This window comes from Bradyrhizobium sp. KZN70725 (genome assembly GCF_055264925.1).
Map to the genome: position 1 here is coordinate 324249 of NZ_JBUYWT010000002.1, position 13791 is coordinate 338039.

Here is a 13791-nt window from a genome sequence, read left to right on the forward strand (position 1 = left end):
CCTTCAGGTGACCGGGATCACGCCATGCTTCGGTACGCACGCCGCCAGCGTCGCTGGTTCTATCCGTTGATCACGTTGTTGTAGAATTTCGCCTCGACGTCGGCCATGTCGATCGCCGCAAGGTCACTGGGCAGTGCATAAGCGTCAGCATCGGCATGAACCTTCGCCTTGTCGAACTCATTCGCTCCAGCGATGAATTCATTGGTGACATAGCGGGTGGTATCGATGTCGATACTCGACTGGCCGATGGCCTTCAGTATCTTGAAGAAATTGTCCCAGGCCGGAATGTTGTGCTCTCCCCAGCCCGCGCGTGCCGCCATATTGCCCTTGAAGGTGCGGTGAATCTGCATGAGGCTTTCTGTGCCTGCCCGCGGACCGTAGTTTGCCTTGGTCGTCGGCAACGCCTTGAAGACGATATCTGCGGCGGCGCGCGGGTTGCGGTCGGCGAATTCGCTGCCTATCGCCCAGCCCTTCAGGTACTTCTTCAGGAACTTCAGCCGATCGGGATCCTCGAGATCGGACCTCCGCACGACCAACGAATTCGACGGCAGGGGTGAGCCGCGCATGCCCAGCCAGTAGTCGAAATCGAGGCCCTTTGCGCCGAGATCAGCCCTTAGGCCCTCCCATGCGAGGCAGGCATGCCCCTGCCCGCCGGCCAGCGCAGTTGTCCAGGTCGGCCAGCCGGCCTCGACATAGGTGATCTTCTTGGGATTGACGCCGACGGCGGCGAACATTGGGTCGCAGATCGACTGCCAGGCGGCGGACCCCAGAAGCACGGTCTTGCCTTCGAGCTGTTTCAGATCCTTCACTCCCTCGCCTTTGCGGAAAGCGACGTTGAAGAGATCGAGACAACCGCTGCCGAAGACCGAGACGAGGTCCATCCCCGCGTTGACTGCGAACGACAGGACGCCCGGCGAGGGAAAGCCGATGTCGGCCTGTTGCACCGCCAGGAATTTCACCACCGCGGTCCCGTCTGAGGGGCCTGGCTCCATACCGGTCTCTACCCCAAGGTCACCGAAGTAGCCCATCTTCTTGGCCACCCAGTAAGGGTAGTCGTCCATCACCTCGATCGTGCCGCGCGGCGAAATCCAGGTGAAGGGTGATTTGTAGGGCTTGGCCTGGGCCGGGCCGGGGTTCAGCAGGCCGCCGCCGAGAACGGTGGTGGTCACAAGGCCGGTGGCGCTGACCTGCAGCAGCCGCCGACGTGTCATCATTTGGTGAGCCATAGGGTCTCCTCCCTCGTTGGTTGGGCCGCCGTGTTTGTCTTTCCCGGGTCGCGCGCGGCGTCTCGCCCGTTTGTAGTCAGCTTTCCCAGCCGGCCAGCCTTTTTCCGAGCCAGAAAAAGAAGGCGTAGATCGTGATCCCGGTGGCAGCGAGGATCACGATGCAAGCAAAGAACTCCGGCATGCGAAGCGTTGACGAATAAGTCGTCAGGCGGCTGCCAAGCCCGAACCCACCGCCCGACATCTCGGCGCCGACAGCGGTGATCATGCCGAAGATCGCCCCGATCATCAGGCCAACGATCACCATCGGCATGGCCATCGGAATGCGGATCTTGGTAAAGATCTGGAGGGTCGACGCCCCGCAGGATCGCGCCAGCGCAATCTTCATCGCATCGACACGCCGAAATCCGGTGGCTGCGTTGATCATCACCATCGGACCAGACGCAAGAGAGACAGCGATGATCCTCGGCGTGAATCCGAAGCCGAAATTCAAGATCAAGAGCGGCACGAGCGCCAGCATCGGCGTGGTCACCAGCAGCAGGATGTAGGGCGTGATCACTTTTTCCACGAACGGGAATTGCGTAATGACCGCAGCGAGGAGCAACCCGATCGACGCACCGATGGCATAACCAGCAAAGAGCTCGATCAGCGTGAAGGAATAGTGTGCGCAGATAGTCGAGATCTCCTGGGAGAAAAACACGCTGGCGATGGCCGAGGGGGCAGGCAGGATGTATCGCGGCACCTCGAACAGACGCAGCAGCAACTCTCCTCCGCCGATGACGAGCAGGGCCACCGCGATGATCGCGGCGACTTCCTTGGCTCCCTGGTCACCAAGCCCGCTGGCAATTCCCGTTGCGCCCGCGATGCCGGCACCGGTCTGGGTTGTCTGGCTCATGGTGGCACCCCTCATCTTGCCATGACGACCGCTGGCGTGGCCGGCCGTTGGTGCTGAATGTCGTGCTTGATCATGTTTACGAGGTCGAAGAACTCGCGCGATTCCATCAGGGCCAGAGACCTCGGCCGCGGAAACGGAATGTCCACCATTCGCGCGATTTGGCCCGGCCGCGCGCTCATGATGTAGACTTTGTCGGCCAGAAACACCGCCTCTGCGATCGAATGGGTGATCAGGATCACCGTCTTGCGGGACTCGAGCCAGATCTCCTCCACCAGCTTGTTCATCTCGTCACGGGTGAAGGCGTCGAGCGCCCCGAAGGGTTCGTCCATCAACAGGACCGCGGGGTCACTGGCCAGCGCGCGCACGATGGACGCGCGCTGCTGCATCCCTCCCGACAGTTCACGAGGCATCCTGTCGCCGAAACCGCCCAGCCCGACCCGCTGCAGGAACGTATCGATCCGCGCTGCGTCCGGGCGTGTTCGGCGAATCTCGAACGGAAGCTCGATGTTCTTGCGGATCGTCCGCCAGGGCAGAAGATTCGCTTCCTGAAACATCATGCCGATACTTGGATGCGGGCCGGTGATCCATTCCTCGCCAAGGGCGATGGCGCCTGAGGTCAGCTTGTGCAATCCCGCGATCGACCAAAGCAGCGTGGTCTTGCCGCAACCCGAGGGACCAACGACGGCGATGAATTCGCCCTGCCGCACGGTCAGATCGACGTCCTTCAGTGCATGGACTTCGCCCGATTGTGTCCTGTAGGTCTTGGTAGCGCCTCTGACGTTGAGCGCCTTGCCTTTGGTCTGTTGCATCTTGCACGCGTCCTCAGGCGCGGTAATCGGGACATGCCCGCCCGTTCCCCGAAGCGACGGCGCTCGGGGGAGATTCAAAACTGAGTGTAGAAATCGTCAGGTGGCTAGCAGCTCGTTCAAGTAACGATCAACCTGCTCCATGTATCGCGGTTCGAATCCGTTCAGGCCCATGTGCCCTTCAGGTGAGTCGATCACCCGAAACAAAGCGTGCGGGACAAGTCGATAGTCGGCCTCGCATTCCTGCGGAGGAAAGAAACTGTCGTGGCTGATCGGCATGACCATTGTCTTTGCCTTCACCCGCGCCAGCGCTCGAGCGAGATCACCCGCGGTGTGCCGCGATACGTCGGCCAGTTGCCACTTGTGCATCTCACACAACAGGACATTGGGATCCATCGGCTCGAAATAGGCCTTCATCACACCGTTGATGAAATCGTCAAGCGACGACATGCCAATTATGCTGCGCCACCGCTCCTCTTGGTAGAACTGCGTGGACCAGGCGAGTGTCGCGACGATCCGCGCCATCCGGTCCATGCCCTCGCGCACAACGACGCCCGAGGCGTACCAGCCGCCGTTCCAGCAGGGATCCGACGTGATCGCCTCCTTCAGGGTTTCGACAAAAACCTGCTGGTGCAGCGAAACGCGGGCCGTCGCAGCAATCGGCGCTGCCCGTTCAACCATCATCGGATAGGCGACGGCCCATTCATAAACCTGTTGCCCGCCCATCGACCCACCGACCACAAGCGCGAGCCGTTCGATGCCGAACAGGTCTGTCAACATCCGGTGCTGGGCGCGGACATCGTCGCCAATGGCAAGCTTCGGAAACTTCGCCATCGCCTGTGGCGCGGGCGTGTTCTGCGGCGACGATGACACGCCGCTGCCAAGCTGATCCACGATGACAATGAAGTACCGGTCCGGATCAAGCGCGTGGCTCTGGCCGACATATACGTCCTCCATCACCTTGCCGGTTCCGGAGAACCAGGTCGTCACCAGAATGGCGTTGGATTTCCTTGCGTTCAGCCTCCCGAAGGTACGGTAGGCAAGCTTTGCTCCGCGGAGGGTTTCGCCGCTTTCCAGGATCAGATTGCCGAGATCGTAGAGCTTGAAATTGCCCTGCGTCTCGGGGCCGTAGAACGGGTTGTTGATCATGGCGCCGCTCTCAGTTCAGGCTTTTCGACACTGCGTTGAGACCTGCTTGCGCGCAGCTTTCGTCCTGATCCTCGCTGCCGCCACTGACACCGATCCCGCCGACGACATCGCCTGTCGCGGTCTTTATGGGCAGGCCGCCTGCAAACGCCACAAGGCCAGGGACAAAGGCCGCACCCGGCAATCCGGCGTTCACGCCATCGCGCTTCACACCAAAAGACAGGTCGGCAAAGGTCCGGGTCGGTGCAGCATACAGCGACGACGTGATCGCCTTGTTCTGCGCAATGTCCGTGCAGGCCTTGCAGGCCCCATCCTGTCGCGCGGCGGCAATCAGCCGCCCCCCGTCGTCAACCACGACGACATTCACCTTCGCGTATCCGGCGGCCGCCTGCGCAGCGAAACAGGCTGCAATCATCGCTTCAGCCGCGTTATAGGTAAGTATCGGCTTGCTCTTTGAGCCCTCGGCCACGCTGAGCGTTGGCAAGCAAGCCATGAGCATTGCTGCCGCAAGCATTTGTCTGGTCATCTCGCCTCCCCCCTTCGCAAGACCATCCGTCCAGGATGATTCAGCGCGGCACGACGGTTCGGGTGCAATACGGGTCTACCAAGCGACGCGTGGGGCCATCTATCGCGAAGGTTCGCGATACCAATCGGAATCGGCGAAGCATGGCTTCATCGATCCAACATCATGGCATTGCCGGTTTTCGTCAGGAGAGGCGTTCGCTCCGCGATGTCACGAATGCGACCTTCGTCGGCGCTGCTCCCGCGGTGCTTCAGACCGGCGGCAACTCGGTCCGCGCAAGCAGGCTGACCAGGGCGGAGGTGCTTGAAACGCCGGTCTTCTGCCGGATGCTTCTGAGCTGATGATCGATCGTGGAAAAGGACCTGCGGCGAACCTTGGCGATTTCCTTGTAGCTCATGCCCTTCGCGACCAGCGAGGCAACCTCGATTTCTGATTGCGTAAGAGTTGCCAGCCAGGCCGGCGCCGAAAGGCCCATGGACAAGGTCAGTGGATAGCCACCCTGCGCCTCTCCATTCCGGCTCACCGGATCTCGATCGGCAATCTCCTTGGCAACGGCCACGATCGGGTTGAGGACATCGACCACCGTCTGCTCGAAACAGTCGTACAGGCCAGATTCCCAGGGGGCAAAATGTTCAGTCCAGTCGGCGCAGATCAGGCCGTAGCTGCCGCGTCCGGTCCGAAGCGCCCAGGCGAACTTCGACTTCGTCCGGGCTCCCGCAAGCCTTTGCCGCAGTCGCATCGTGATGCGGCTGTCCTGCTTGATATCGGCAAAGATCACCGGGTGGGGATCCAGCCACATCGCCTGCATCGCGGCATCCCGATTATCGACGGCTTTGCCGCCGAACGAGGGAACGTCGTAGTTCGCGTCTTTTGCTTCCGCGAAACCCGGGAAATAGTCCCTCGCCTCGCGCATTCCGAAGCCGGTGTCGACACGCTGACATCGAAGCTCGGCCCGCAGCCAGCTGGTCGCAATCGACCAGCAGCCCGACAGGTCATCAAGATACAGAAGCATGTGGGCGGCCAGATCGCGCGCATGGGCGTTGCGGATCGCACCACAATCAAGAAGCCGGGTGCGCAGCTTCCGCTGCTTTACAAAGACATCCTCGCGGAAATCGTCTGCAAAGGTTGGGATATGCCACGCTTCATGGCTTTGCGCGCCCAACAACTCCTCCCTGTTTCGACTTCCCATCTCGCGGGCGTACGGCTGGCGAAATTTACGGGAGATGGGCACCGGGCGACAAGATGCTCTTCCTTCGATCTTATGCCACCCCCCTTCCAAGTCAAATCCGGATCGGCCAGTGCAGGATCGATAGTGTCGTTTTTGTCCTAGCTTCTCGTGGGGCGAAGAATAAGCGAGGTTCACGATCTCTTTGAAGGTACGACCACCTTGTCACGGCCTCGGCTGGCCCCAAAAAAAGCCCGCTCCTCGCAAGAGGAGCGGGCTCGGTCATGGCGTCCATGACCAGTCCAGGGAGGAACGTCCCATGCGGGACAACGGAGCGCACGCGGCAGTGGCGCGGCGCAATTCGCAAAAGCGGCCATCGCAGCGGGCTGAAGGCAGCATGCCCTCGTTGACGCGGACTACGTCAACACCATCTCGCGCTTCTGGATGACGGAAAAGATGTCCGCCACTTTTTCCGCGAGCGCCGTTCCAAGGTCAGCATTGTTTTTGGCAGTGAAATGAATGCCATCCACTCCATCGGTCGAGATCACGCTCCCGGCATCGAGGAAATCGACCTTCAGGAAAGCCGCTAGTGATCTGTACTGCTTGGCGAGTTCAACCGTCTTCTCGCGACCACCTTCGAACATTCCCTGAAACCACGGGTCCGGCAAATCGGCGAGTGGGGGCGGCGAAACGATGAGCACTTTGGGCGCGGGATACACCGTTCCTACTCCGCCGCCCGAGGTGAGCACCTGCCCCGCCAGCTTGGACATACCGACCGCGATTTCGTAAGGGGTGCGGCGAAAATAGCTCTTCGTATCGTTGGTCCCGAGCATGAGGATGACGAGATCCAGCGGAAGATGACTTGCAATGGCGGATGGAAGATAGGCCGACCCGTTCAGCCGTGGATCCGCTGGATCATCGAGCGACGTCGTGCGTGCGCTCAAGCCCTCCTCGATGATTTCATAGTCCGGTCCGAGTTTCGCCGCCATGGCTCCCGTCCACCGCTCCGCATAGGGAAAACGCGTCGTCGGCGAGCCCTCCGGGACGGCAACCCATCCCCAGGTAAGCGAGTCTCCAAAGCACAGGATACGTTTCGTCATCGGTCCCTCACGAGTTTGATTTGGAACGAACGCCATAGAAGACGGCGGCGAGAAGAATGATGAGCCCCTGGACAATGAGTTTGCCGGGCTCCTGAACGCCCATGGTCGTCATGACCACGAACAAGAGAGCGAAGCAGAGCACGCCGACGAATGGTCCCCAGACTTGCGCGGGTCGGCCGAAGACCACGCCGCCTAGAATCGTTGCCGCGATCGAGTTCATGACGAGTTCAGGTCCGAACCGCACGCTTCCGACGGCTATCGAGGATGTCTGGACCAGCGCAGCCACGGCAGACATGAGTCCCGAGATCGCATGCGCTAGCACGACGGTCCGTTCGACGGGCACGCCCGAAAAATGTGCGGCTATCGGATTGCTGCCGATCGACCAGACGAAACGGCCAAACACCGATCTTCCGAGAAACGCACTCATCAGCCCGGCAAGCACGAACCAGAAGATGACCGGAGCCGGCAGCGTCCCGAGCCGCACATTATAGAGCTGGCGGAACTGGTCCGGGACGTCCCCCGGCGGCTTCCCGTTCGCGAGATATTCGACCAGTCCAATCAGAACGATGTTCACCGCAAGCGTCACGATGACGGCGGAAGCCCTTCGCTTGCCGACGAGAAGCCCGTTCAAAAGCCCGACCGAAAGTCCGACAGCAAGGCAGAGAGGAATGACCTGGAGAATCGGCCGGTCGTAAAGGAGGCCGGAAGAAATCAAGTAATTGACAAGCAGAATGACTCCGCCGGCGGACAGATCGATGGAGCGTGAGGAGATGACGAGCAGTTGCCCCAGAACGACGATGCCGAGCGGCACGACCTGACGGGCGAACGTGCCGAGAATCGCGACATTCATCAGATTGGGCCGCATCATCCACAAGGTGACGAGGAGCACCGCAACAACGATGTAGGAAGGCGGCATCCGCAACGCCACACGAGACAGGCTGTAAAGTCGCTGCATAACCTACAGTCCAATCGTCTTGCGGGGCTGAAGCGAGATGACGGCAAGCAGTATCAGCCCCTTCACGATGGTCTGTATGAAGGCAGAGACATTGAGCAGGTTCATGCCGTTCGCAATGACGGCAAGAAGCGCACAGCCGACGACGGTGCCGTGAAGGCTGCCGATCCCCCCGGCAAGCTGGGTGCCGCCAAGCGCAACGGCCGTGATTGAATCCACCGCATATTGTGCCCCGATGTTTGGGTCGCCCGAAACGATGCGGCCCGCCAGGAAGATCCCGGCGACCGCGGCGAAACAGGAACTCAGGACGTATGCCGCGACGACATTGCGCTGCTCGGCGATGCCGAAGGTGCCAGCCGTTTCACCTCCACCAATCGCAAAGAGGTGCAAGCCGAAACGGGAGCCGTGCACCACCTTCCAGGCGACCAGGATTGCGGCAGCAACCCATAGGACAGGCATGTAGATGCCGAAAACCTTACCGCTCACGAGGAACAGAATCTCCGATGGCACTGCACCGCCGGCAGAGGGGCGCACAAACATCGCGACGCCCTGCACGATGCCGGTCATCGAGAGGGTCGCGATGATCGGATGCACCCTGAACGAGGTGACTGAAATTCCGTTCAGGAGCCCGATCGCCACGGCCGCGAGGATGACGGCGGGCACCGAAACATAGGCCGGAGCATTGAGCGACAGAATTCCCGTCGTCAGGCTGACGACGGAGCCGACCGACAGATCGAGCCCTCTGACGAGGATCACGATCATCTGTCCTATGCTCACGAGGATGAGTGGCGCTGCTTGTGCGACCAAGTTGAGAATGTTCTGCGAGCTCGCGAACTCGGCCGTCGAGAGGGTCAGGCCCGCACAACAGGCCAGCGCCGCGACCAGCGGAACGGTCCACAACCCGTGCCGGGAATTTGCGCCGAGAAACATGCGACCAAGGTGGCTCATCACTATCGTGTCCGCTCAACCACGCAGGGCAGCTTCGAGAATGGCATGCTCGGTCGCCGATCTGGCCGGCATTTCGGTCACCACATGCTTGTCGTGGATCACGTAGAGGCGGTCACAAAGCCCGATCAGCTCCAGGGTCTCCCGCGAGAGGACGACGACCGAGCCGCCAGCGTTCGCGTAGTCGCGAAGTAGCCTGTAAATCTCGGCCTTCGCGCCAACGTCGACGCCACGGGTCGGCTCCTCGATGATCAGTATGTCGGCGCCCAAGGCTAGATATCGCCCCAGCAAAACCTTTTGCTGATTTCCGCCCGAGAGCGCGTTGACCGGAAGGGACGGTCTTGCGGCCTTTATGGATAGGTTCTTCATCGAGTTCGCGATCACCTCGCGATGAGCCGCGGCCGGCTTCAGCTCAAAATGCCGGCTGTGCAGACCGATGGTGAGATTGTGCGCCAGCGAGAGGTCAAGAAACAGACCTTCGAGCTTTCTGTCCTCGGGCACAAAGCCGAGGCCCAGCGCCTGCATCTCTCGAATGCCTAGCTCTTCCGAGAGCGGCAGGGCAAACTCCCGCCCCCTGACGGCCACCTTGCCACCGTGGGGCGCATATTGTCCGATGAGCGATCTGACAAGCTCACGCTGCCCTTGTCCCTCCAGGCCCGCAAGCGCGACGATCTCGCCGCGCCGGAGCACGATTGAAGAGGGCGTCGCCTCCGGCGTCAATCGCAGGCCATCGATCGAAAGAACGACCTCCCCGTCCGTCCGATCCGGCTTCGGCGGGAACAACTCACTCAGCTCCCGCCCCACCATCATCGCGATCAGTTGCTTGGGGGTGATCGACGATACCGGCACGGCATCGACATTCCGACCATCCTTCAGCACGGTGATCGTGTCGCAGATCTTGAAGATTTCCTCCATGCGGTGAGAAATGTAGACGACCGCCTTCTGCTCCTTCTTGAGCGCGAGAATCTGAGCATTGAGAACCTCGACATCGGCGGCGTTGAGCGCGGCCGTCGGCTCGTCGAGAATGACCACGTCGGCGCGTGCCGAGATGCCACGCGCGATCTCGACAAATTGTCGCTCCGCGATCGTAAGATTTCCGACGAGCGTCGCCGGATCAAGATCCAGGCCGAGCTCACGCAGGATGTCTTTCGCCTGCCGCTCCATGCGGGCCGTGTCGGTCGTGCCGAACTTCGTGACCGGCTCCTTGCCAAGATACATATTCTCGGCAATCGACAGATTGGGAAGCAGCGAGTGCTCCTGGAACACCGTCGATACTCCGGCATCGAGCGCCTCACGAGGTGAGGCAAAGCGGACGATGTGACCATTCTTCCGAATCATGCCGGCATCAGGCTGAACGACGCCTGCCAAGACCTTCATGAGGGTCGACTTGCCGGCTCCGTTTTCGCCCATGAGCGCATGAACCGATCCGGGAAGCAGTTGAAAATCGACGTTCTCGAGCGCGGCAATGCCCCCAAAGGACTTCGAGATCGATGTCATCTGGACAAGCGGTTGTATGGTCACGCTTCGATCCAATGCTTGTATTGATGGAAGGTGGGTGCCGGCGCACAAGAATGAGCGCCGACACCGGCAAAGATCAGCGCTTGCCGTAGTACCTCTGCAGATCTTGCTCCGTCAGGCTGGTCGGAAACCAGACGTTCGCGCTCAGATCTTTGCGGTAGAATTTCTTGGCTTTCTCCAGATCCCAGCCTTCGGGCTCATAGATGTACCGCTTGTGGAGTTGCTTGCCCTCAAGCAAAGCGACCACGGCGCGCACGCCAGCCGCCCCCTGTTCCGGTCCATACTCCGGCGAGATGGAAGGGAAGCCGAGCTCGATCCAACGGGCGAAAAAGCCGTTGTTGCCCTCGCCCGTGATTGGCGGAATCTTCGCGCCATACTGCTGGAAGACATCGACACAGGCGCGGGTCATATCGGCACCCGATGACCAGATACCGTCGACCTTCGGATTGTTCAGATAAAGGGTCTCGCACACCTGCTTGCCGACGTCATATTGCCACTTGCCGGCATCTTCCGCGATGATCTTGACGTCAGTACCTTTGATCGATTCCAGAAGGCCCTTGTAGCGGTTGATGTCCTCGGGGTGCGCCGGCAGTCCACGCAGGACCCAGATATTTCCCTTGCCACCGAGTTGCTTGACAAGGAAGTCCCCCATCACCTTTCCGAAGTGGACCCCCCCTCCCTGGATATCGACGGTGTACTTGTCAGTCTCGGTAAGACCGGTGTGCACGATGACGGGGATGCCGGCGGCGACCGCTTTTTCAATGCCGGCATCGGCAGAGGTCGGCGTCAGCGGCGTCACGATGATCGCGTCGACCTTCTGCGCGATTAGATCTTCGATATCGGCGACCTGCTTGGCTTGGCTTATATTGGCGTCCAGAAGAATGAATTGACCGACTCTTTTGTCGAGCTTGGCGGCCGCTTCCGCGTCGTGTGCCATCTGGACTGTCCAGGTGTTGGCATTGACGCCGAAATGGCTCATGCCGATCTTCCATGGACCGTCCTTTTTGAACTGATTCGGCGCCGTGACGCGCTCATCGCCTGGCCGCGGCATGACACCCTGCATCAGATTCACTTCCTGTGCGCGAGCTTCCGTCCAACTGACCAACGTCGCAGCGATCAGCCCTGCGACTAATCTCAATCCTTGGTGCATGAATCCCTCCTTCACCGCACGCGATGCGCAATTCTTTTCAGTAGAGGGAAGCAGAGCGCAGGCCGGCGCGCGCCTTCCCGCGACATCGCGGGACGACGTTGTCAGATCCATTCAAGTCGATGGATCGGCTCCTCTCGACGAAGAGCTGCCTCTTGGTGTTCTACTCCCAATGCTGACGGGCTTTCAGTCCGCCGCCAGCTTACGAGTGCACGGTGAAACGTCGTTTGTCAATAGTTATTCAGATTGAATGATCAATTGGTTTATTGCACACTTTCGGTGGTGAGGACAATGTAGGACCGAAAAAGCACGGAGATTCAGGACCATGCGGGTGCGTTCGGTTCTATGTTTCGGCGATTCCAATACTCACGGCCAAATACCGGGGCGCGGGCCGCTCGAACGCTACGATCGCGCCACCCGATGGCCGGGTGTGCTTCAGGCCGAACTTGGGTCGAGATGGTACGTCATCGAAGAGGGGTTGAGCGGACGGACGACCGTTCATGACGACCCCATCGAGGGCACTCACAAGAACGGTCGGACGTATCTACGCCCGTGCATCCAAAGCCACACGATCCTCGATCTCGTGATCATCATGCTCGGCACCAATGACCTCAAGGTGCGATTCAACAAGCCACCTTCGGAGGTCGCAATGGGAATGGGATGTTTGATCTACGACATACGAGAATTGGCGCCAGGGCCGGGTGGAAGCGTGCCCGAGATCATGATCGTCGCCCCTCCCCCTATGCTAGATGACATCAAGGAGTGGAAATCAATCTTTGCGGGGGGACCGGAGAAGTCACGACAGCTCGGCCTTGAATTCGAAATCATGGCGGATTCCCTGGGCGTGCATTTTTTCAACGCAGGGACGGTATGCCAATGCGATGAAGCAGACGGATTTCATCTCAACGCCGGCGCGCATCGCGCACTTGGGGTAGCGCTGGCGCAGGAGATCGATGCGATCGGATGGCCGGCTGGTGATTCTCAGCGCTGAGCAAATCCCTGCCTGAGTTCTTCTGAGAGGAGCAGTTCCTTGCCTGACATGCGATTTGCGCCACCAAACCCGCTGCGGATCGCAGACCGGGCGAGCGGCCTGAATGCGCCCAGCGTGAGAAGCTACAATGAACGACTTGTGCTCTCATTGCTGCTGCAGAGCGCCGGAATTTCACGTCTCGAAATCGGAGAAAAGACCGGCCTTTCCGCGCAGACAGTATCCGTCATCGTGCGTTCACTGGAGCAGGAAGGTCTCGTCTCGAAAGGGGAGGCGCAGCGTGGTCGGGTCGGCCCGCCGACCATTCCCCTCTCGCTCAATCCAAAAGGAGCCTTCTCGATCGGTGTGAGCTTCGGCGAGAGCGAGACCGACATTGCCATCATCGATTTCATCGGACAGGTTCAACACCACGCCGCCCATCCATACTCCGCCTTGCGTGGAACTGGCGTGCTCGCTGTAAAGATCGAGGAGGCTCTACTGGCCCTTCCGTCCTCGTACCGCACCCGGGTTGCTGGCATTGGACTGGCGGCTCCAAACGAGGCGGGCTCACCACACCACGTGAGAGATCTCTTGGGGAGCGATCTGGTAGATCTGCAAGCCAGCGTCGAGAGTACCCTCAATCTTTCCGTGTACATCCAGGATGATATTACGGCGGCTGCGGGCGGGGAAAGCCTGTTCGGCGTGGCGCGCTCCCTGCCCGATTTTCTCTTCTTCTATCTGGGCTCTCACCTGCATAGCCGCCTAGTCCTGAACTATCAGATTCACAGGGGGAGATTCGGCATGAGCCACGATGTCGGACTGCAGCGTTTGCGAGAGGAATTGAAGCGGCATGGGCTCGTGCTCAATGACATCGGATCCAAAACCCTGCCGAAGGCTGCCGCGGAGTACTACGCCGAATGGCGCCGCCTATGCTGTCGCCAGTTCGTCGGATCAGTTCGCTCCCTCCTGAGCTTTGTCAGTTTCAACTCCGTGGTCGTCTCGAGCTACGCACCACCGAAACTCGGAGAAGCCCTGTGCTCCCAGCTTCATGAGGAGGTCCCTGAGGTGAATTTCCTCTACGGAGCGAACTCTGTCGCGCCAAAGGCTGTCGGCGCAGCCAATTTGCCATACCACTCGCGCTTTATGGTGCAGTAGGGAGCGTCACACCGATCTCTTACCTGCGTAAGGATCGCGTGGTGTTCAACTCCTGGCGCAGATCAAAGCCGTGGCTTAGACACCCTATGCTCGCGTCGCCAGCGCGCTACCGCGCGCAAAATAGTACAGAGTCGAAGACTAGGTGGTGTGGACACTTATCGCAGCCATAGGACGATGGCAGCGAGAGTGACGACGGCCCGGTAATTCCGGGCGGTCTTTTCGAAGCGGGTTGCGACGCGTCGGAACTGC

The 13791-nt window shown here is 60.1% G+C and carries 13 protein-coding genes and 1 pseudogene; 2 read left to right on the forward strand and 12 right to left on the reverse strand.

The genetic code is table 11. The features are described from left to right. Positions 1–59 precede the first annotated feature (59 nt). The 11 genes from ACZBJS_RS03530 to ACZBJS_RS03580 form a co-directional block, all read right to left on the reverse strand. Positions 60–1214 carry an ABC transporter substrate-binding protein gene (locus ACZBJS_RS03530; RefSeq protein ID WP_463438365.1) on the reverse strand — a complete coding sequence of 385 codons (1155 nt, stop codon included), beginning with the start codon at positions 1212–1214 and terminating at the stop codon, positions 60–62. 88 nt (positions 1215–1302) lie between these two features. Continuing rightward, positions 1303–2016 carry an ABC transporter permease gene (locus ACZBJS_RS03535; protein ID WP_229189057.1) on the reverse strand — a complete coding sequence of 238 codons (714 nt, stop codon included), beginning with the start codon at positions 2014–2016 and terminating at the stop codon, positions 1303–1305. Between the two features lie 113 nt (positions 2017–2129). Next, positions 2130–3005 carry an ABC transporter ATP-binding protein gene (locus tag ACZBJS_RS03540; protein WP_316399190.1) on the reverse strand — a complete coding sequence of 292 codons (876 nt, stop codon included), beginning with the start codon at positions 3003–3005 and terminating at the stop codon, positions 2130–2132. An 18-nt stretch (positions 3006–3023) separates the two neighbouring features. Beyond that, positions 3024–4073, reverse strand: a complete 1050-nt coding sequence (locus tag ACZBJS_RS03545; protein WP_463438366.1) for an alpha/beta fold hydrolase — start codon at positions 4071–4073, stop codon at positions 3024–3026. A 10-nt stretch (positions 4074–4083) separates the two neighbouring features. After that, positions 4084–4596: a GlcG/HbpS family heme-binding protein gene (locus tag ACZBJS_RS03550; RefSeq protein WP_229189061.1), complete on the reverse strand. Its 513-nt coding sequence runs from the start codon at positions 4594–4596 to the stop codon at positions 4084–4086. 247 nt (positions 4597–4843) lie between these two features. Beyond that, on the reverse strand, positions 4844–5755 hold the full coding sequence (locus ACZBJS_RS03555) for a helix-turn-helix transcriptional regulator (protein WP_463438367.1): 912 nt from the start codon (positions 5753–5755) through the stop codon (positions 4844–4846). 419 nt (positions 5756–6174) lie between these two features. After that, positions 6175–6858: an SGNH/GDSL hydrolase family protein gene (locus tag ACZBJS_RS03560; RefSeq protein ID WP_316399197.1), complete on the reverse strand. Its 684-nt coding sequence runs from the start codon at positions 6856–6858 to the stop codon at positions 6175–6177. A gap of 7 nt (positions 6859–6865) precedes the next feature. Then, entirely contained in the window at positions 6866–7813 is a 948-nt protein-coding gene (locus ACZBJS_RS03565) for an ABC transporter permease (protein WP_463438368.1), read from the reverse strand. A 3-nt stretch (positions 7814–7816) separates the two neighbouring features. Further along, a complete protein-coding gene (locus ACZBJS_RS03570) occupies positions 7817–8758 on the reverse strand; it encodes an ABC transporter permease (RefSeq protein WP_141340193.1) in 942 nt (313 codons plus the stop codon). Positions 8759–8773: 15 nt separating this feature from the next. Then, positions 8774–10270, reverse strand: a complete 1497-nt coding sequence (locus ACZBJS_RS03575) for a sugar ABC transporter ATP-binding protein (RefSeq protein ID WP_316399201.1) — start codon at positions 10268–10270, stop codon at positions 8774–8776. 79 nt (positions 10271–10349) lie between these two features. Continuing rightward, the gene (locus ACZBJS_RS03580) at positions 10350–11423 is read right to left on the reverse strand and encodes an ABC transporter substrate-binding protein (protein ID WP_168856804.1); all 1074 of its coding nucleotides are present in this window, start codon (positions 11421–11423) and stop codon (positions 10350–10352) included. A gap of 322 nt (positions 11424–11745) precedes the next feature. Between ACZBJS_RS03580 and ACZBJS_RS03585 the strand changes: the two genes are divergently transcribed. Together ACZBJS_RS03585 and ACZBJS_RS03590 are read left to right on the forward strand one after the other, a co-directional pair. Continuing rightward, complete coding sequence (locus tag ACZBJS_RS03585; protein WP_200844587.1) at positions 11746–12411, forward strand: SGNH/GDSL hydrolase family protein; 666 nt, start codon at positions 11746–11748, stop codon at positions 12409–12411. A 48-nt stretch (positions 12412–12459) separates the two neighbouring features. Beyond that, positions 12460–13542, forward strand: coding sequence for an ROK family transcriptional regulator (locus ACZBJS_RS03590; protein ID WP_456856596.1), 1083 nt, complete (start codon positions 12460–12462; stop codon positions 13540–13542). Between the two features lie 155 nt (positions 13543–13697). Here the strand turns inward: ACZBJS_RS03590 and ACZBJS_RS03595 are convergent. Further along, positions 13698–13791: pseudogene (locus ACZBJS_RS03595) on the reverse strand (IS5/IS1182 family transposase); the annotation flags it as partial.

Bases quoted from the DNA above. Each gene is read 5' to 3' on its own strand.
- ACZBJS_RS03545 (WP_463438366.1), bottom strand. From the start codon at position 4,073: ATGATCAACAACCCGTTCTACGGCCCCGAGACGCAGGGCAATTTCAAG.
- ACZBJS_RS03585 (WP_200844587.1), top strand. From the start codon at position 11,746: ATGCGGGTGCGTTCGGTTCTATGTTTCGGCGATTCCAATACTCACGGC.
- ACZBJS_RS03560 (WP_316399197.1), bottom strand. From the start codon at position 6,858: ATGACGAAACGTATCCTGTGCTTTGGAGACTCGCTTACCTGGGGATGG.
- ACZBJS_RS03590 (WP_456856596.1), top strand. From the start codon at position 12,460: ATGCGATTTGCGCCACCAAACCCGCTGCGGATCGCAGACCGGGCGAGC.
- ACZBJS_RS03580 (WP_168856804.1), bottom strand. From the start codon at position 11,423: ATGCACCAAGGATTGAGATTAGTCGCAGGGCTGATCGCTGCGACGTTG.
- ACZBJS_RS03570 (WP_141340193.1), bottom strand. From the start codon at position 8,758: ATGAGCCACCTTGGTCGCATGTTTCTCGGCGCAAATTCCCGGCACGGG.
- ACZBJS_RS03530 (WP_463438365.1), bottom strand. From the start codon at position 1,214: ATGATGACACGTCGGCGGCTGCTGCAGGTCAGCGCCACCGGCCTTGTG.
- ACZBJS_RS03550 (WP_229189061.1), bottom strand. From the start codon at position 4,596: ATGACCAGACAAATGCTTGCGGCAGCAATGCTCATGGCTTGCTTGCCA.
- ACZBJS_RS03565 (WP_463438368.1), bottom strand. From the start codon at position 7,813: ATGCAGCGACTTTACAGCCTGTCTCGTGTGGCGTTGCGGATGCCGCCT.